Origin of the sequence: Borborobacter arsenicus (genome assembly GCF_003934165.1) — a bacterium.
Classification (GTDB): Bacteria; Pseudomonadota; Alphaproteobacteria; order Rhizobiales; family Rhizobiaceae; genus Pseudaminobacter; species Pseudaminobacter arsenicus.
Genome location: NZ_ML133508.1, coordinates 255,168 through 272,130, shown reverse-complemented (window position 1 = coordinate 272,130; position 16,963 = coordinate 255,168). Strand labels below are relative to the sequence as shown.

Below are 16,963 nucleotides of genomic sequence, written 5' to 3'. Positions count from 1 at the left end.
AAATTCCTGTTCCAGATAAGTGGGGTCGGGCAGATCCCTTTCCTGGGAAATTATCGTCCCAGTATTTCAGCTATGGTCGAGGCCGAGCGGCCATCGCCATAGGGTTGACCCGAGGAGCCCTTGCTGCCGATTGCCTGCAGCACCGCCTGTGCAAGCCCACCGCCGGAGGGGGACGCCAGGCGGTTCCAGCCCAGCTCAACCAGTTCCACCCACTCGGTTTCGTCACGCAGCGTGACGCACGGTACCTTGTAGAAGAAGGCCTCTTTCTGCACTCCACCGGAATCGGTGGCGATGACGGCGGCCTGCGATTCGAGCGCGACCATGTCGAGATAGCCCAGAGGCGTCGTCGTCCGCACATTGGAGAACGCAAGGCCTGCCGTTTTCATCCGACCTGCCGTGCGCGGATGCAACGGTAGAATCACGGGCAGTGTTTGTGCAACTTCCTCGAGCGCTTCGACAATGTTGCGCAGCCGCGCCGGATCGTCGGTGTTTTCCGCACGATGGATCGTAGCGAGAGCGTAATTGCCCGGCTCGACACCGAAGCGCTGCAGGCTGTTTTGCTGCCTTGCCCGTTCGGAAAACTGCAGGGCGGCATCGTACATGACGTCGCCCACCTGGAAAATGCGGGCTTCATCCACGCCCTCCCGCTTCAAATTGGCGGTGGCAGTGTCGGTCGAGCTGAACAGCAGATCGGAGAGCTGGTCTGCAACGATGCGATTGATCTCTTCGGGCATGGCGCGGTTGAAGGAGCGCAGGCCTGCCTCGACATGGGCAACCGGAATGTGCAGCTTGGCCGCTGTAAGCGCCCCCGCCAGCGTGGAATTGGTATCGCCATAGATCAGAACCCGATCAGGCTTCACTTCCTCCAGCAGCGGCTCAAGCTTTTGCAGCATCGCACCCGTCATGGCGCCGTGGCCACCACCATGGATGGCAAGGTGATGGTCGGGCTTGGCAATGCCAAGCTCTTCAAAAAACACGTCGGACATATCAGCATCGAAATGCTGGCCGGTATGGATGAGCACTTCTCTGATCGCACCGGTTGCGGCAAGCGCGCGACTGACCGGCGCGACCTTGATGAACTGCGGCCGCGCGCCGACGATGGTAGCAATTGTTTTCATGGCGTCATGTGATCTTTGAGTTTGAAGAATTGATACTGGGTCGTGGACTCAAGCCTGCGGCAGAAGTTCTTCGTATAGGCTCAGAAGGCTACGCTCCTCAACTGTCCAGTTGAATCGTTCCTGAACTGCAAGGCGACCATTTTCACCCATTCGTCGGGCGTGACCCGGATTGTCAACGAGATGGTCAATGGCGGCGGCTATGGCCGAGGGGTCCAGCGGGTCAACGCAAAGTCCACACTCATTCCCTTCAACAATCTCGCGCCATAAGGGAAAGTTGGATGCGATCACAGGTATGCCCGCAGACATGTATTCGAACATTTTATTCGGCTGTGCCTCGATATGGTTGGGTTCGGGGAGGAACGTCACTATGCCAGCCAGCGAGCGAGCCAACACTTCCCTCATTTCTGGACGGGAAACGAAACCAAGTTCATTGACTGCACTCCAGCCCGGCGATTGTTCTACATCGCTGCGAACATCCTTTTCGGGGAATGGGCCGCCAAGGTTCAGGCGCGCGCCCGATCTGGCAATTGCCATAGCGGCGACCACTTGGCGGATGCCGCGGATAGCCGTGATGCCGCCAATATAGCAAACTTCTTTCTGCTTATGGTCCCATGGAGCTTCTGTCTCAAGTTCGCCCAGCAAAGGAAAATTATTGATGTTGACTGCGGGAATCCTCAGTTCATCAAATTTTTTGCGGATTGCAGGCGTCGCCGCTATCACCTTGTCAAAACGACGGCAGGAATAGCGCTCGAGTACCCCCAGGGGCCACGAAATCGAGTGGCGCACAATTGGATGGAGGTAGAATTTCGAGAGAATTTGCCGAGGCGCATCTTCATGCGCATCGAAGATGACACGGCCCCCGTTTCGTTTCAAAGCGAGTCCCACCGGCAGAAGCTCCGGATCATGCAGGTGGTAGATATCGGCGCCAATTGATTGCGCGCGCGCCATCACCCTTCTTGTTACACCTGTCATCCTGTCCAGGCGGTTGCGGGGTTTGCCGACATCGAGAATGCAAACGCCATCTTTCTCTTCATCTCCCAAGCCGTCAGCTACTACAAGGGAAACTCGATGGCCTGCCGACGCGAGGCTGCGACACTCTTTCAAGAAAATACGCGTGTCATAGCGAGGGTGCACCGACGTGAGGTGAGCGACGATCTTTCCGCGTGAAGATTGTTTCATTCCATTCCCGATTTGTATTCGCGGCGACCCAGAGGTCCAAGGGGAGCAGGACCTGCTAATCGGTCGAAAAATGAGGCATTGGCCAGTTCATATGATCGAAACGCGCACAAATGACAATTCCGACACCAATCCTGTAAATAATGATGATATCCAACTCGGCTTGGACAAAGTCCCGTCCGATACATCTCGTGTTTGCCGAAGATCCCGTGGAAGGAAAATGGCCAGCATCGGTGGAATACGAGGACACCACACACTGCCGGCACCACGCAGAAACCGCAAACAGCCAATCACCAGAATGCTGTCACGTTTATGAAAAACGGGTTCTCGCGGGAAATGCAGCAAATATCATTCAGTTGAGCCACACCCACTTCCCTGCCCTCAAACCAGGCTCCCTGGATCCTAGTGACGAATTAATGTCGCTTCGCGGCACCAGCCCGCAAAAGCACCAGGCCCGATCCGAGAATCAGGCCGATAAGCAGAGAGCCCGCACCGAACAGGCTGAGCTTGGGGAAAACCTTCACCGGGCTGGCGCCGATGGCACTGTACTCCACCATGGGAGCGGTAGCGGGGTCCTTCAGCGGCGATTGGTCCAGCCTCTGGCTCAGGCGCTCTGCACGAGTGTCGTTTTCGAGCACATAAACCTGCCGTTCCAGGTCGCGCAGGTCAAAGATGAAGGGATCACCGTCCTTGCGATCCTTCAGCAGCGCTATACGCTCCTCCAGGGCGGCACTGCCCTGGAAATAAGTCGGTTGATCTCCCGAAAACACCTGCGCGGAGGCACCTGCGCCGGATTGTCCCTGCGCGCTCAGCGATTGCAGGGCCACTGGCTCCTTGATGCCGAGAGAGCGCGCAATCCGAGCCTGTTCCGTCAAAACGGCCATCTCGTCCTTGCGTGCTATGTCCGCCCTCGCCTTGCGGGAGGCAATCTCGACGCGCAACTGGGCTATCGCATCGTTCCTTTGCTTATTGCCTGCCTCGATCCTGCGAACAACCGACGATTTGATCCCCTCGGCAAGATCAACGCCGGCCTGGCTCACAGTCCAGGAAACGAAGCGATCAAGCGCCTCCGGGTTGTTCGCCCGCACGCGCATCTTGAAACCCGGGTCCTTTTCGGTCGGTGCGGTAAATGCAATGCGCCGTACAAAGGAAAGAGCCGCCGCATTGCGCTCAGCCTCGGCTCCTTCTGATGAGACGATGCCGCTTTCCTGAACACCCTGCAGGAGATGGGCAGGGTTTTGCAGATAGGTCGTGAATTCGCTGAGGAGATCATTGCGAGTATAGGGAAACGCAGTCTTGATGAGATCGCCACGCTCGATCTCGCCATCCACGGCGGACGGCAAGGCTGTCGCTGACGCCAAGTCGATATATTCGGCATATAGCGACTGCCTCAACGGAAAGAAGGTCGCGACCGATTCGTAGGTCTTCGGTGCGACGAAATAGAGAAGTCCTCCCAGAAGAACGCACAGCGCTGTCACCAGGACGATGGTGAGCCTTCCTCGCCAAAGCTGCCCGATGAGCACGCGCAGATCTATTTCCGTATGTCTCTCATTCTCCAAATCCGCATCCCTTCAGATAGTCGCAAGGATCATTCGATCATGGCGGCGCCCCGTTACGACGCCGTGATCGCTCAAGCCTTTATCAGCCGCTCGTGGGGCTGGCGATACTTGCCGCGCGTGTCGACAACAAGGCGTGAATGCTCCAGGATCTGGTCATAGGGAAAATCCGAATGATCCGTCAAAAGAACCACGGCATCATAGGATGCAAGCGCCTCGGGCGTCAGCGCCACTGAGGCCAAATCGAACTTGTGCTCGCGCATCTTCGGAAAGACAGGGACATTGGGGTCGGAATAATCGACCAGCGCTCCTTTGGCGCGCAGCAATTCCATCACGATAACGGAGGGCGACTCACGCATATCGTCGACATCGCGCTTGTAGGCGATGCCAAGGGCCAGAATGCGGCTGCCCTTCAGCGACTTGTTGCGGTCATTGAGGGCGTCCGCGATCTTTTCGACCACCCACGCCGGCATGTCGCGATTGATCTCGCCCGCCAACTCGATGAAGTGGGTGTTGACGGAATATTCGCGCGCTTTCCAGGTGAGGTAGAACGGATCGATCGGGATGCAGTGTCCACCGAGGCCGGGGCCGGGATAATAGGGCGTGAAGCCGAAGGGCTTGGTCGCCGCCGCGTCTATCACCTCATAGATGTCGATGTCCATCTTGTCGGCGATCATTTTCATCTCGTTGACCAGGCCGATATTGACTGCGCGCTGGATGTTTTCCAACAGCTTGGTCAATTCTGCGGCCCGCGTCGAGCTTACCGGGACCACCTTGTCGATGACCTGTCCATAAAGAGCGAGCCCCACTTCCAGACAGGCCGGCGTATGGCCACCACACACTTTGGGGATCGTGCGCGTGGTGAAATTCTTGTTGCCCGGGTCTTCCCGCTCCGGCGAGTAGACGAGGAAAAAGTCCGATCCGACCTTCAGGCCACGGGATTCGATGCGCGGCAGCAACTCCTCATCCGTCGTGCCCGGATAGGTGGTGCTTTCCAATGAAAGGACCTGCCCCGGCCTGACATAGGGAAGCAGGGAATCGACCGTATCCAGCACAAAGCTGAGATCGGGCTCGCGGTGCTTGTCGAGGGGCGTCGGCACGCAGACGATCAGCGCGTCCACCTCGGCAGCGCGAGAAAAGTCGGTGGTCGGCTGGAAGCCGCCGGCGATTGCCGTACCGATCTTGTCGGAGGAGATGTGGTCGATATAGCTCCGCTTTTCGAGGAGCGCATCCACCTTGGACTGGTCGATATCGAAGCCTACAACCTTATAACCGACTTCGCTGAAACGAAGCACAAGCGGCAAGCCAACATAGCCCAGGCCGAGAATGCCAATGCGTGCAGTTTTTTGCTCGAAAGCGGCCACCAGGCCCGCATGCGTGCTGGAATAGCTGTTCAAAATCGTGATCTCCGGAAGCCGTCGAAATGTCCCGGCATCGACATCCGAGTCAAAGGAAAATGCTTGCTGCCTCGATATGCCAGACGCGCCTAACAGGCTGTGTTCACAGTGCTCTGTGCGCGCTGCATATCCGAAGCGATGTAAAATTCCAAGAACTTCCTCCGCCCTACGACAATCGTGCCCACCCACGACAGGCAAAAAGACCAGCGTGACCGGGCCCGCTTCATCGCAAAACCTGGGGAAATCGCCTGACAGGCCAGCCTATTGCGTATCCACTGCAAGGGTAACGCGATGCGTCTTGTCCTGCTTCGGACGCTCCGGGGGCATCTGATCGCCGGTAACCACGTAATAGATCGTTTCGGCAATGTTGGTGGCATGGTCGCCAATGCGCTCGATATTCTTGGCGCAAAACAACAGATGTGTGCAGGGCGTGATATTGCGCGGGTCCTCCATCATATAGGTGAGGAGTTCGCGGAACAGGGACGTGTACATGGCGTCGATCTGGTTGTCGCGATCGCGGACGAACTCGATGCGTTCCACCGAGCGGGAGGCATAGACGTCGAGCACCTCCTTGAGCTGTGTCAGCGCCAGTTCGGCCAATGCCTGCAATCCCCGATAAAGGCTGACCGGCTGACGGCCCTCGGCCACGGCAACGACACGCTTGGCAACATTCTTGCCGAGGTCACCCACCCGCTCCAGATCAGCGGAAATGCGAATTGCACCGATGATTTCGCGCAGATCGCCTGCAACCGGCTGCCGCTTGGCGATGATGACGATGGCCCGATCGTCGATCTCGCGTTCGGCCTCGTCCAGGGTGGCGTCGTCGCGGACAACCTGTTGCGCAAGTTCCGGATCCGCGTTGACGAGGGCTACGATCGCCTGGTCGACCATACGCTCGGCATGCCCCCCCATCGCTGCGATCTTGCGGGTAAGGAATTTCAGCTCGTCATCATAGGCACTGACAATATGGTGCGATTGCATGGAATACCCGTTTTCCCGAAAGCCCTGAATCTACACTCATAGGCTAGCTACATGACGGAAAAAAGAAACAGCTGCAGTGCGGGCAGCAGAGATTTAGCGGCTATTGGGAAGGTATTCATGCAGGCGGGAAATGCACCGTGAAAGCCGCACCTTCGCCAAGCGTCGAACGGATCGACAGCCGGGCATTGTGGCGGGCCAATATGTGCTTGACGATGGCCAGGCCAAGGCCGGTGCCCTTCTGGGCACGGCTGGCGCCGGCATCAACACGGTAAAAGCGCTCGGTAAGGCGTGGGATGTGCTCCTCGGCAATTCCTGGGCCGAAATCACGGATGGTGACCGTGGTTTCTCCCTCGGGACTGGATAAGGGCCCGGCGATCGATATGGCCACCCGTCCGCCCGATTGACCATATTTACAGGCGTTTTCCAGAAGGTTTTCGAACACCTGAAACAGTTCGTCACGGTCGCCGTACACTTCCAGCGTCATGTCCGGGAAGTCCCGCTCGATGCTCACGCCTGTCTCGGCTGCCAGCGGAGCCAGAGAATCGATGACGTTCTGGACGAGACCGCGCAAATCTATCCTGACGCCGGGTTTCAAGGTGGGTCGCATCTCCAGCCGCGACAGGGACAGCAGGTCATCAATCAGACGCGCCATCCGCACGGTCTGGTTCTGCATGATTTGAAGGAAATGGTCGCGTGCCGCCGCATCATCGCGTGCCGGCCCGCGCAGCGTTTCGACGAAGCCTGAAATGGAGGCCAGCGGCGTGCGCAATTCATGGCTGGCATTGGCGATGAAGTCGGCCCGCATGCGGTCGATGCGGCGCGCCTCGCTCTGGTCCTTGAAGACCAGCACATAAAGGCCGGTGCCCCTGCCAACTGCCGAAGCGGTAACACGGAAAGCACGCTCGATCGGCACACGCTCGACATAGTCGATTTCGCGCGACGAGACCCGCCCGAACAGAACCGACTGGATCATTTCCTGCATTTCCGGGGCACGAAATTTCAGCAGCAGCAATATGCCGGGTGTGAGATTGCCGAAGGCATCGAACGCCGCCTGGTTGGCGTGGACGATCGCACCGTCCCCATCGAACACGATCAGAGGATCGGTCACCGCTGCCGCAAGATGTTCGCCGGACATTCCTTCGAGCGCGTGATGGCCGGCTGCCGCGACCGCTTCGGCGGCGCGCTCGCGCGGCATTCTGCTTGGCGCAAGGGCGGCACAGACAAGGAGCACGGCAATGGCGATTGCCACGGGTCCTGCGCCATCGGCAATCATATGGACAGCCAGCACGCAAACAACAGCGGCAGCCAACATCCACCGATTCTGTCGGAATCTGTGGATGAACAAGCGCATCATGCGACGGCCACGTTTTTCATTGCTTGCCTCGGTCATCGCACATCCAGCCAGGCGGGACACGACCTGACGGGCCCTAGCCTGAGGCACCGGGCAGGTTCGACAAGCACCCAATACAGCATGATGGGACCAAACGGAATCTCCAGCTTGCTCTATCTTTTTGTTTTCTCATCGAATTCGGCGGAAACCATTTCGCTCTTTCTCCCTTCATGCTGTAGCGTCCATTTCATCGAGGAGGTTGTGCCCATGAAAGATGCAGCAGAGGATGCCGATACGACAGTCGCCGGTCCATTGCGCCTGGTGGTCGACGGCACAGAGAGAAATTTCGACATCAACGATCCGAAACTGCCGAACTGGATCGACAAGAAGAAGCTACGCTCAGGCGACTATCCCTATGACGAGAAGATGCCGGGCAAGACATACAAGAAAACGCTGGAAGAGCTACAGATCGAGCTCGTCAAGCTGCAGGCATGGATGCAGGCGACCGGAAGCCGGGTTCTGGCCGTGCTCGAAGGGCGCGATGCTGCCGGCAAAGGCGGCACGATCAATGTACTGCGGCAGTATATGAACCCGCGCAATGCCAGAAACGTGGCCCTGACCAAACCGACCGAAACCGAGCGCGGGCAATGGTACTACCAGCGCTATGTGACGCATCTGCCAACGGCAGGCGAGTTCGTCACCTTCGATCGCTCCTGGTACAATCGTGCCGGTGTCGAGCCCGTGATGGGCTTCTGCACGCATGAACAGCATGAGCAGTTCCTGGCCGAGACGCCGCGTTTCGAACGCTTGCTCGTCAACGAGGGAATCCACCTGTTCAAATTCTGGCTGAATATCGGGCAGGAAATGCAGCTCAAGCGCTTTCATGACCGTCGCCACAGTCCTTTGACCAATTGGAAATTCTCGCCGATGGACATTGCGGGCATGACCAAATGGGACGACTACACGAAGATGCGCGACCTGATGCTGGAGCGCACCCATTCGCCCGAAGCGCCCTGGATCATCGTGCGTTCCAATGACAAGCGGCGGGCAAGACTCGAAGTCATGCGGCGCATACTCTCAACCCTGCCCTATGCCGGTCGCGATCTCGCAGTCATCGGCAAGGCGGACGAGAAGATCATCGGCGAGGGACCCGATTTCCTGAAATAACAGCGACCCGATAGTTCTTTTCCGGTCGTCACAGGTACTGCGATCTGCGGTGCGGTGTCTTATTCCAGTGATGCGGTCGCTTGCAAAGCTCGTAGAGAGCGCACCAGGCGGCAATCGACAGCATCAGCCAGTAGACGGGCGTAAACAGGCAGACCTTCCAATAGCCCTTGCGCTCCTGCCGGCTGAGCGCGAGCCCGCCCAGAACCATGAAAGACAGATAGCCCAGGGTGACGTTGACCGAATCGAAGACCAGCAAGGCTTTCTGCCACCCGCCCAGCGGCACCCCTGCGCTGGACTGTACCATCAGGAGCAGTGCGGACAGAAAAAGGAACGGATGGAGCAAGGCCGACAGGACCATGCCGGCAAACAGGATTTGAGCAAGACAGAAAGATGCCAGGGGCAGTTCGGACGCCAGCCGTGCAGGCGCCCGCATATGGACCAGCCAGGTCTGCATCCAGCCCTTGAACCAGCGCATCCGCTGCAGGCGCCAGGTCCTGAAATCCTCCGGCCCGTCCTCCAGCGTCGGGCATGAAATGGTCTCGGCGCGGTAGCCGAAACGTGCCAGGCGCAACCCGAGATCGGCATCCTCGGTCACATTGTAGGGGTCCCACCCGCCGACCTCCTCCAACACAGATCTGCGGAAATGATTCGAGGTACCGCCGAGGGGGAACATGAGGCGATTGGCGGCGAGCCACGGCAGCAACCGGCGAAAAAGCGCGGCATATTCGAAGCCGAACATGTTCGCGATCATGCCCGCACCGCGATTCGACACTTCGAGCGGGGCCTGCAGACAACCGAGCCCCGGGCCTGAATCGCGGAAGCGCTGCCAAGCCTCCATCAACTGCATGGGATGAGGACGGTCTTCGGCATCGTAAAGGACGATGAATTCGCCGCTGGTCAGTGGCAGCGCGTAGCTCAGCGCCTTTGGCTTGGTGCGTGGCTGCGTGTCGGGCACCACAATGATTTCGACACGGGCGCCGAGCGGATGGTTCATGATGGCGTGAATGGTGTCTGCGTCGTCTTCCTCGCAGACAAGCTTTATTTCGAGCTTGCCTGCCGGCCAGTTGATCCGACTGAGCCCGACAAGAAGGTCGGGGACCACCTCGGCTTCCTTGTCGAGCGCGACGAGGACAGAATAGACCGGGATATCGCGGGACACGGCCGGCAACGATCCGGTGGAAGGTGGAGGCAGCCAGAAGATCGCTGCTACGCGCAACGCGACGCAGGCAGAAAAGAACAGCGACAGCACGATATGCAGTGCCACAAGCGCGCTTTTCGGGGCCAGAAGCATGGCCAGGGGAATCGCACCGATGAGCAGGCCCAGTGCGAAGGCCTGATAGGCATTCACCACATAACGGGCCGAACAATCGGGTCGTTGCTCATAAAGGCTGGTGAGCGCAAGGCGCGTCAACGCCTCACGGGAGCGCCAAAGAATAGCTTGCCGAAGTTCGGAGGGCGCGACGATCCTTATCCGATGACGCAACGCAGGCTTCTCATGAAGACACCGCCTCAGGCGCTGCCAATCCGATACGTCCGGCGCGGCAAGATGACCAAGGCCCCCTCGCCCATCCTCCAACTGCGCCGCCATGCGGTGGCCGCCGCGGCGCAGCAGTGCCAAACCGTCGACCTGACGCATGACAAGCTTCTGCGGGTCCGGGTCGGCTTCGAAAGCCACGCCAAGTTCCTGGGCGACCGCATGATAGAACTCCGCCTCGGTAACGATACCGGAAGCCAGCAGTTCAGCCTGGAAACTCGAACCGCTGCCCCCTGCCCGCGAGGCTAGCCCGATGCAGGTGGACACTGAAATGCCCAACCGATCCAGGACCGGCCGCCAGGCGGTGATTTCCGGCAGTACCAGCGCACCAAACAGGCTTATTCCGTTCTCGTTGGCATTCTCGAGTTCGGGATGAAAGCCCTTGGCGCCATCTGCCGTGGCAGCCGTGCCGGTTGCTCGCCTTGCCTCTACAGCAACCATCTCGCACCGGCAGCAAGCTGGCCGGTCGATTCAGCCGTTACGCGAAATGCACAAGAAACAACGGATTTTACCGTTGCGCACCGTCGATCCGAATGGCGGCAATGCCGCCGCCTTTGGAAGTCAACCCTCACAGCAACATCCCCCAATGCTGCATCCCATCGTGATTATGCACGGCAAAACCAGCCCGGCCATAGCCAAAAAGCATCAGAGCCTTGCGAGTGACCGGAACAGCCACAAAATATGTCCGGCCGCGGGTCACGAACTCTCCGGCCGAACAATCGTTTTGCGTCGCGCCGGCTGGCAAGTTAAAGCTCCCCACAACGATCCACCGGACTCGACAAGGTTCGAACCGTTCAGCAATCGGAGCAGGCAGAAGTGAATCTTGCGTCGGTCGTTTTCCTACTATTTTTCACGGCAAGCCTTGCGTGGTCGCCAGCGCGCGCCGCCGAACCGGACGTACCGGTATTCTGGGATGCCAAGGAACGACTGGTGAAACCGGACCTGTCGACGCTCGAACGCCTGCGTTTCCTGACGACGACCGATTTTCCGCCATTCAATTTTCTTGACCCGAACGGCCGCCTCTCAGGTCTGCATGTCGATCTGTCACGTGCAATCTGCGCTGAACTCGACATTTCGGCGAAATGCCAGATCCAGGCGCTGCCATGGGGCGAGTTGGAAAAGGCGCTGCATGACGGACAGGGCGAGGCGATCATTGCCGGCATTGCGATAACCCAGGAAAGCCGTGCCAAATATGCTTTCTCCCGGCCCTATCTGCAGTTTCCAGCCCGCTTCCTCACCCGCAAGAGTTCCCCGCTGGGCGAACCGATCTTCAGGGCTGTCGAGAACGAACGGATCGGCGTGATGGCAGGGTCTGCCCATGAGGGCATGCTGCGCGACTATTTTTCGAAGGCCAGGGTGGTTACATATAGCCGGCAGGAATGGCTGTTCGACGATCTGAAAGAGGGCAAAATCGCTGCTGCCTTCGGCGATGGCATGCGATTTGGATTCTGGCTGGCGGGAGAAGAATCGGACCGATGCTGTCGTTTTGCCGGTGGGCCCTATCTGGCGCCGGAATATCTGGGAACCGGCCTTGCCATCGCGGTTGCTCCCGACAATCCTATACTGGCAGACGCACTCAACTACGCGCTGCATGAGATATCGGTGAAAGGCCGCTTCGCCGAGCTGTATCTGCGCTATTTCCCGATCGGTTTCTACTAGAGCGGTTTGCAGCCAGACGGAATCGTCTGGCGTTGCACAAATGCGGCTAAAGAAACCGAGTCCGAGCAGCGGGGTCGCGTTCGTCAGAACGTCCGCTGCTCAAGCCTATTTCGACCTGCGGTTCGACAGGAACGGCAGCCGCAGCAGCCAGCCGATATGGGTCGGTTCATCCCCGCGATATTCGGCAAGGCCGATCGTCATGCCGTCATGACCGCGGCGCGGCTGTTCGACATAGGTGCCGAACAGCCGGTCCCAGAGAGAAAAATTGAAGCCGTAATTGGAATCGGTCTCGGCACGCTCGGCGGAGTGATGAACCCTATGCATGTCGGGCGTGACGATCACGCGACGCAACAGGCGGTCGGCCCGCGCGCCTATGCGGATATTGGAGTGGCTGAACATGGACGAGCCGTTCAACACGATCTCGAACAGCAACACGGCAAGCACCGGGGCGCCGAGCGCAATCACGACAGCCGCCTTCCAGACCATGGAGATCAGTATCTCGAACGGATGGAAGCGCAGTCCCGTCGTCACGTCGAAGCCGACATCGCAATGGTGCATGCGGTGGATGCGCCACAAAAACGGGATCTTATGGCTCACCACATGTTCAAGCCAGACGGCAAGGTCGAGCACCACAAAGGCAAAGACGCCACCGAAGATCCCGTCGATCCCGGCCATGTGCAGCAAGCCCCAGCCCCGCATTTCGGCAAGGGCGGCGGCACCGACGGCCGCCGCGGGAAAGATCACCCGCAGAACAAGCGAAGAGATCACCACCATCGACAGATTAGTGAACCAGCGGCGTGATTTCAGCGCCGACGCCATTTCCGGCCGTTCCAGCCGCGGCGACCACAATTCGAAGACGGCCATCGAGGCGAAGATCGCCAGGAATGCCGCCATGCGTATGGCAGCCTCGCCAGGGATCACCCCATCCATCGCAGCATCTCCAAAGGCATCACGTCAAAGTGCGATGCCGTGCCTTCGCCGCGCGTTCGATTGAATGGCTGACGACAGCGTCGAGGTCGAGGCTCTGGCGCAGCAACTGAAGGACACGCACTTCTTCCAGCCGCATTTCGAGATCGACTGCGGCAACCTCAAGCGCTGCGGCATAGGCAGTGTCGCGCAGCCGTTCAGGAATGGCACGCGCCGCGATCGCAAGCACGCCGCCAAGTCCCTCCGGCTCATGCAGAAGCTTCTGGCAATCCTGGGCAACGCCGATCAGCTTCTGATCGTTGAAGCCCTCGAACGCCGGCCAGGAGCGGACGACATCGCCAATTCGCGCCAGTTCCACATCGGTCATGTCCCGGTCCGAAGCCGATGTGATCACCATGAGATAGATCAGTGCTTCATGGGTGGTAGGGGTTGGCATTCTTCATATCCTCGCATGATACGGGGCGAAGTTAGGAGCGGCGCCCCTGCGCGGCAAGAAAAAACCCATGCGACCATTGACGCCTATCGTCACGGGCCTTGGAGCTGTGCGGACAGGCAAGGACCTGCTTGATCGCGACGATTTATTTGCTATCCCTCACGACCATTCGAATTGCATGAGGGAATCTTTAATGGCTGAGCAAATCCGGGTCGCCATCGCCGGGCACGGGAACCTCGGACGCGGCGTGGAAGCTGCCATTGCGAAAAACCCCGATATGCGGCTCGTCGGTATCTACACCCGCCGGTCGCCCGAGCATCTCAAGCCAAGGGATGCGGTGACGCCGGTACATGCAATGAGTGCGCTGCCGGATCACACGGATCGCATTGACGTGCTGATCCTGTGCGGCGGATCGAAGGACGATCTGCCTCGGCAGGGCCCAGAACTGGCCGCCCTGTTCAATACGGTCGACAGTTTCGACACCCATGCGCGAATTCCGGAATATTTCACTGCGGTGGACGCACCGGCACGGGCGAACCGCCGGACGGCACTGATATCGGCCGGCTGGGATCCGGGCATGTTTTCGATCAACCGCATCGTCGGTGAGGCGCTTCTGCCGGATGGCGCGACCTACACCTTCTGGGGCGATGGGCTGAGCCAAGGCCATTCGGATGCTGTCAGGCGAGTGCCGGGGGTTGCGGGTGCCGTGCAATATACCCGCCCCGTCAAGGAAGCCGTAGACCGCGTCCGCAGCGCTTCACGCCCGACGCTTACCACCCGCGAGAAGCACAGGCGCGAGTGCTTTGTCGTGCTGGAGGAGGGTGCGGACGCCGAACAGGTACACAATGCCATCGTCACCATGCCGCATTATTTCGACGAGTACGACACCACGGTGAATTTCATCTCTGCCGAGGACCTGGCACGCGATCACCAGGCCATGGTGCATGGCGGCTTCGTCATCCGCAGCGGCAACACCTCGAAAGAAAACGCCCAGGTGATCGAGTACGGCCTCAAGCTCGGCAGCAATCCGGAATTCACCGCCAGCGTGCTCGTGGCTTATGCGCGAGCCGTGCACCGCCTGAACGCGATGGGCCAATATGGTGCCATGACCGTATTCGACGTCGCGCCTGGACTGCTTTCGCCGAAAAGCCCCGCCCAGTTGCGCGCCGAGCAACTATAGGCAGCAAATACGACCGGCGGCGGCAGGCTTGGAAGAGCCCGGAGGCGGCGTCCTTGCGCCGCAAGGAAAAACCCTTGCAATCGTTGACGCCCATCGTCGCGAGCCTTAGAGCAGGCGCGTCGGCTCTGGCCGGCGATGGATGCAGGAACAATGACATGACGGGCCCACATATCAGCGAACTCAACCCCGAGGTTCTGGCCGCTTCAGCCGAAAGCAAAGCCTGGCCCTTCGAGGAAGCGCGAAAAATCGTGGCCCGCTACAAAGGCGGCGAATTTCCCGAGACCGTCCTGTTCGAAACCGGCTACGGCCCCTCCGGCCTGCCGCATATCGGCACATTCGGCGAGGTCGCGCGCACCTCGATGGTGCGCCATGCCTTTCGCGTGCTGACGCAGGACAAGGTCAAGACCCGGCTGTTGTGCTTTTCCGACGACATGGACGGAATGCGCAAGATTCCCGAAAATGTGCCGGACCGCGCAGCACTCGAGCCCTATCTGCACATGCCGCTCACTGCGGTGCCGAACCCGTTCGGCGGCGATTATGAAAGCTTCGGCCATCACAACAATGCGATGCTGCGCCGCTTTCTCGACACTTTCGGCTTCGACTACGAATTCGCCAGTGCAACGGAATATTACAAGTCCGGCCGCTTCGATGAGGTGCTGCTGCGCGCGGCCGCCCATTATGACGACATCATGGCGGTGATGCTGCCGACGCTTGGCGAGGAACGCCAGGCGACCTACAGTCCGTTCCTGCCGATCTCGCCCAAGTCGGGCCGCGTACTCTACGTGCCGATGAAGCACGTTGATGCTGAAAACGGCACCATCACCTTTGACGACGAGGATGGCGAGGAAACGACGCTGCCCGTCACCGGCGGCAAGGTGAAGCTGCAATGGAAGCCGGATTTCGGCATGCGTTGGGCCGCTCTCGGCGTGGATTTCGAGATGTTTGGCAAGGATCACCAGACAAATGCGGTGATTTACGACCGTATTTGCGAAATTCTTGGCGGAAGGGCGCCGGAACATTTCGTTTATGAGCTGTTTCTCGACGAAAATGGCCAGAAAATCTCCAAGTCCAAGGGAAACGGGCTCACCATCGACGAATGGCTGACCTATGCGCCAACCGAAAGCCTCGGCCTCTATATGTTCCAGAAGCCGAGGGCGGCCAAGAAGCTCTATTTCGACGTCATCCCCAAGGCGGTGGACGAATATTACACCTATTTGTCGGCCTATCAGCGGCAGGACTGGAAGAACCGCCTCGGCAATCCGGTCTGGCACATGCATTACGGCAATCCGCCCAGGATCGACCTACCGGTGCCGTTCTCGCTGCTGCTCAACCTGGTCAGCGCTTCGAATGCGCAGAACAAGGATGTGCTTTGGGGCTTCATCTCACGCCATGCGGAAGGCGTGACACCGCAGACGCATCCCGAACTCGACCGGCTTGCCGGCTATGCGATCCGCTATTTCGACGATTTCGTGAAGCCGCAAAAATCCTACCGGGCGCCAGACGAGATCGAGCGTGCGGCGCTCCAGAGCCTGTCGGAAAGCCTTGCAGAACTTCCTGCCAACGCCGGCAGCGAGGAGATCCAGAACGCGGCGCTCAACGTGGCGCGTAAAATCGAACGCTATCAGGACCACACGAAAAAGAGCCCGGAAGGCGGTCCCGGCGTGTCAGTCGCCTTCTTCCAGATGATCTATCAAGTGCTGATCGGCCAGGAGCGCGGCCCGCGCTTTGGGTCCTTTGCCGCCCTTTATGGCATCGAAGAGACGCGCGCGCTTATTGAAAAGGCTCTGGCGGGCCAGCTGGCGTAATCGAGGGTATCGGCAGCGCCACTGGCGGTGCGGCAGCGGCAGGCGGCGGTCCATAAAGGCCCCTGCCCTGCGCGCGGGCATCTTCGGCAAGCCTGGCATAAGGACCGCCCGGTGCCGCGCGCGCCCAGCCGTTCTCAACCAGCCACTCCGCGACGTCCTGCTTGCCCAGCCGGCAACTCGTGGTGATGGAAGCCGTCTTTTGCGCTTCCGGCGCGATCTCGCAATTGACGGCGCGGCCACGCAGGAAAGCCCGAAAGGCGGAGCGCGCCCGCGCACCGCATGGCCAGGCCTTGCCCTCGAAATCGCAGCTTTCCTCAGGGTCGGGCTGTTCGATGCCTGCAAGCACAATCGAATAGCCCATGGCCTCGATCTTTCCGGCAGCGGGCGAAAGCGGCTGGTAGAGGATGGTGCCTCCATTCTTCGGGCGAGGCGGGGCGGCCGATCCGAGATCGCCCAGCGGCTCGCGTGGAGCGATGCGCTCCAGTTGCGTCACATCGGGCGTTGGTTCCGGCTTGTCCTGCTCGGGGGCAGGCGACCGAGGTGGCAGCGGCCTGTCAGTTTTGGGAGAAGCTGCAACGGGCGGCTGGTCTGCCATCGTCGCTTCGGATTGTTGCCCAGTGATGAGCGCGCCGCCGCGCAGAATCGCAAGGCCGACACCGAGCAGCATCACGATCGAGGTGGCCAATACACCCGGACGCAT

15 protein-coding genes are annotated in these 16,963 nt (G+C 59.5%); 5 read left to right on the top strand and 10 right to left on the bottom strand.

Annotated features, from left to right (window positions below):
* Positions 1-50 precede the first annotated feature (50 nt).
* The 6 genes from wecB to EET67_RS01285 all read right to left on the bottom strand — a co-directional run bounded on the left by wecB (position 51) and on the right by EET67_RS01285 (position 7,618).
* On the bottom strand, positions 51-1,118 hold the full coding sequence (gene wecB / locus EET67_RS01310; RefSeq protein ID WP_128624390.1) for a non-hydrolyzing UDP-N-acetylglucosamine 2-epimerase: 1,068 nt from the start codon (positions 1,116-1,118) through the stop codon (positions 51-53).
* Positions 1,119-1,166: 48 nt separating this feature from the next.
* Positions 1,167-2,297, bottom strand: a complete 1,131-nt coding sequence (locus EET67_RS01305) for a glycosyltransferase family 4 protein (protein WP_128624389.1) — start codon at positions 2,295-2,297, stop codon at positions 1,167-1,169.
* A 410-nt stretch (positions 2,298-2,707) separates the two neighbouring features.
* A complete protein-coding gene (locus EET67_RS01300; protein ID WP_128624388.1) occupies positions 2,708-3,853 on the bottom strand; it encodes a Wzz/FepE/Etk N-terminal domain-containing protein in 1,146 nt (381 codons plus the stop codon).
* Positions 3,854-3,924: 71 nt separating this feature from the next.
* Positions 3,925-5,247: a nucleotide sugar dehydrogenase gene (locus tag EET67_RS01295; RefSeq protein ID WP_245450653.1), complete on the bottom strand. Its 1,323-nt coding sequence runs from the start codon at positions 5,245-5,247 to the stop codon at positions 3,925-3,927.
* A 261-nt stretch (positions 5,248-5,508) separates the two neighbouring features.
* The gene (phoU, locus tag EET67_RS01290) at positions 5,509-6,228 is read right to left on the bottom strand and encodes a phosphate signaling complex protein PhoU (protein ID WP_128624387.1); all 720 of its coding nucleotides are present in this window, start codon (positions 6,226-6,228) and stop codon (positions 5,509-5,511) included.
* 115 nt (positions 6,229-6,343) lie between these two features.
* Complete coding sequence (locus tag EET67_RS01285; RefSeq protein ID WP_128624386.1) at positions 6,344-7,618, bottom strand: ATP-binding protein; 1,275 nt, start codon at positions 7,616-7,618, stop codon at positions 6,344-6,346.
* 207 nt (positions 7,619-7,825) lie between these two features.
* Between EET67_RS01285 and ppk2 the strand changes: the two genes are divergently transcribed.
* Positions 7,826-8,725 (top strand): polyphosphate kinase 2, encoded by a 900-nt coding sequence (gene ppk2 / locus EET67_RS01280; protein ID WP_128624385.1) that lies wholly within the window; start codon positions 7,826-7,828, stop codon positions 8,723-8,725.
* A gap of 28 nt (positions 8,726-8,753) precedes the next feature.
* Here the strand turns inward: ppk2 and EET67_RS01275 are convergent, their stop codons facing one another.
* Positions 8,754-10,700, bottom strand: a complete 1,947-nt coding sequence (locus tag EET67_RS01275) for a glycosyltransferase family 2 protein (protein ID WP_128624384.1) — start codon at positions 10,698-10,700, stop codon at positions 8,754-8,756.
* A gap of 46 nt (positions 10,701-10,746) precedes the next feature.
* On the opposite strand from EET67_RS01275, the gene EET67_RS01270 reads away from it, so the two are divergent.
* Both EET67_RS01270 and EET67_RS01265 read left to right on the top strand, forming a co-directional pair.
* Positions 10,747-11,079 carry a hypothetical protein gene (locus EET67_RS01270; protein WP_128624383.1) on the top strand — a complete coding sequence of 111 codons (333 nt, stop codon included), beginning with the start codon at positions 10,747-10,749 and terminating at the stop codon, positions 11,077-11,079.
* The gene (locus EET67_RS01265; RefSeq protein ID WP_128624382.1) at positions 11,076-11,918 is read left to right on the top strand and encodes a transporter substrate-binding domain-containing protein; all 843 of its coding nucleotides are present in this window, start codon (positions 11,076-11,078) and stop codon (positions 11,916-11,918) included. The genes EET67_RS01270 and EET67_RS01265 overlap by 4 nt, the downstream gene beginning before the upstream one ends.
* Before the next feature lie 105 nt (positions 11,919-12,023).
* Here the strand turns inward: EET67_RS01265 and EET67_RS01260 are convergent, their stop codons facing one another.
* The gene (locus EET67_RS01260) at positions 12,024-12,848 is read right to left on the bottom strand and encodes a sterol desaturase family protein (protein ID WP_128624381.1); all 825 of its coding nucleotides are present in this window, start codon (positions 12,846-12,848) and stop codon (positions 12,024-12,026) included.
* Between the two features lie 19 nt (positions 12,849-12,867).
* Positions 12,868-13,281: a tellurite resistance TerB family protein gene (locus EET67_RS01255; protein WP_128624380.1), complete on the bottom strand. Its 414-nt coding sequence runs from the start codon at positions 13,279-13,281 to the stop codon at positions 12,868-12,870.
* Positions 13,282-13,471: 190 nt separating this feature from the next.
* Here EET67_RS01255 and EET67_RS01250 point away from each other — a divergent pair, with 190 nt between their 5' ends.
* On the top strand, positions 13,472-14,458 hold the full coding sequence (locus EET67_RS01250; protein ID WP_128624379.1) for a diaminopimelate dehydrogenase: 987 nt from the start codon (positions 13,472-13,474) through the stop codon (positions 14,456-14,458).
* Between the two features lie 155 nt (positions 14,459-14,613).
* Positions 14,614-16,263 carry a lysine--tRNA ligase gene (locus EET67_RS01245; protein WP_128624378.1) on the top strand — a complete coding sequence of 550 codons (1,650 nt, stop codon included), beginning with the start codon at positions 14,614-14,616 and terminating at the stop codon, positions 16,261-16,263.
* On the opposite strand, the gene EET67_RS01240 is transcribed toward EET67_RS01245, so the two are convergent.
* The gene (locus tag EET67_RS01240) at positions 16,229-16,963 is read right to left on the bottom strand and encodes a thermonuclease family protein (RefSeq protein WP_128624377.1); all 735 of its coding nucleotides are present in this window, start codon (positions 16,961-16,963) and stop codon (positions 16,229-16,231) included. The two genes, EET67_RS01245 and EET67_RS01240, sit on opposite strands and share 35 nt — an antisense overlap.

Bases quoted from the DNA above. Each gene is read 5' to 3' on its own strand.
- wecB (WP_128624390.1), bottom strand. From the start codon at position 1,118: ATGAAAACAATTGCTACCATCGTCGGCGCGCGGCCGCAGTTCATCAAG.
- EET67_RS01305 (WP_128624389.1), bottom strand. From the start codon at position 2,297: ATGAAACAATCTTCACGCGGAAAGATCGTCGCTCACCTCACGTCGGTG.
- phoU (WP_128624387.1), bottom strand. From the start codon at position 6,228: ATGCAATCGCACCATATTGTCAGTGCCTATGATGACGAGCTGAAATTC.
- EET67_RS01285 (WP_128624386.1), bottom strand. From the start codon at position 7,618: ATGACCGAGGCAAGCAATGAAAAACGTGGCCGTCGCATGATGCGCTTG.
- ppk2 (WP_128624385.1), top strand. From the start codon at position 7,826: ATGAAAGATGCAGCAGAGGATGCCGATACGACAGTCGCCGGTCCATTG.
- EET67_RS01275 (WP_128624384.1), bottom strand. From the start codon at position 10,700: ATGGTTGCTGTAGAGGCAAGGCGAGCAACCGGCACGGCTGCCACGGCA.
- EET67_RS01270 (WP_128624383.1), top strand. From the start codon at position 10,747: ATGCACAAGAAACAACGGATTTTACCGTTGCGCACCGTCGATCCGAAT.
- EET67_RS01260 (WP_128624381.1), bottom strand. From the start codon at position 12,848: ATGGATGGGGTGATCCCTGGCGAGGCTGCCATACGCATGGCGGCATTC.
- EET67_RS01255 (WP_128624380.1), bottom strand. From the start codon at position 13,281: ATGCCAACCCCTACCACCCATGAAGCACTGATCTATCTCATGGTGATC.
- EET67_RS01250 (WP_128624379.1), top strand. From the start codon at position 13,472: ATGGCTGAGCAAATCCGGGTCGCCATCGCCGGGCACGGGAACCTCGGA.
- EET67_RS01245 (WP_128624378.1), top strand. From the start codon at position 14,614: ATGACGGGCCCACATATCAGCGAACTCAACCCCGAGGTTCTGGCCGCT.
- EET67_RS01240 (WP_128624377.1), bottom strand. From the start codon at position 16,963: ATGCGTCCGGGTGTATTGGCCACCTCGATCGTGATGCTGCTCGGTGTC.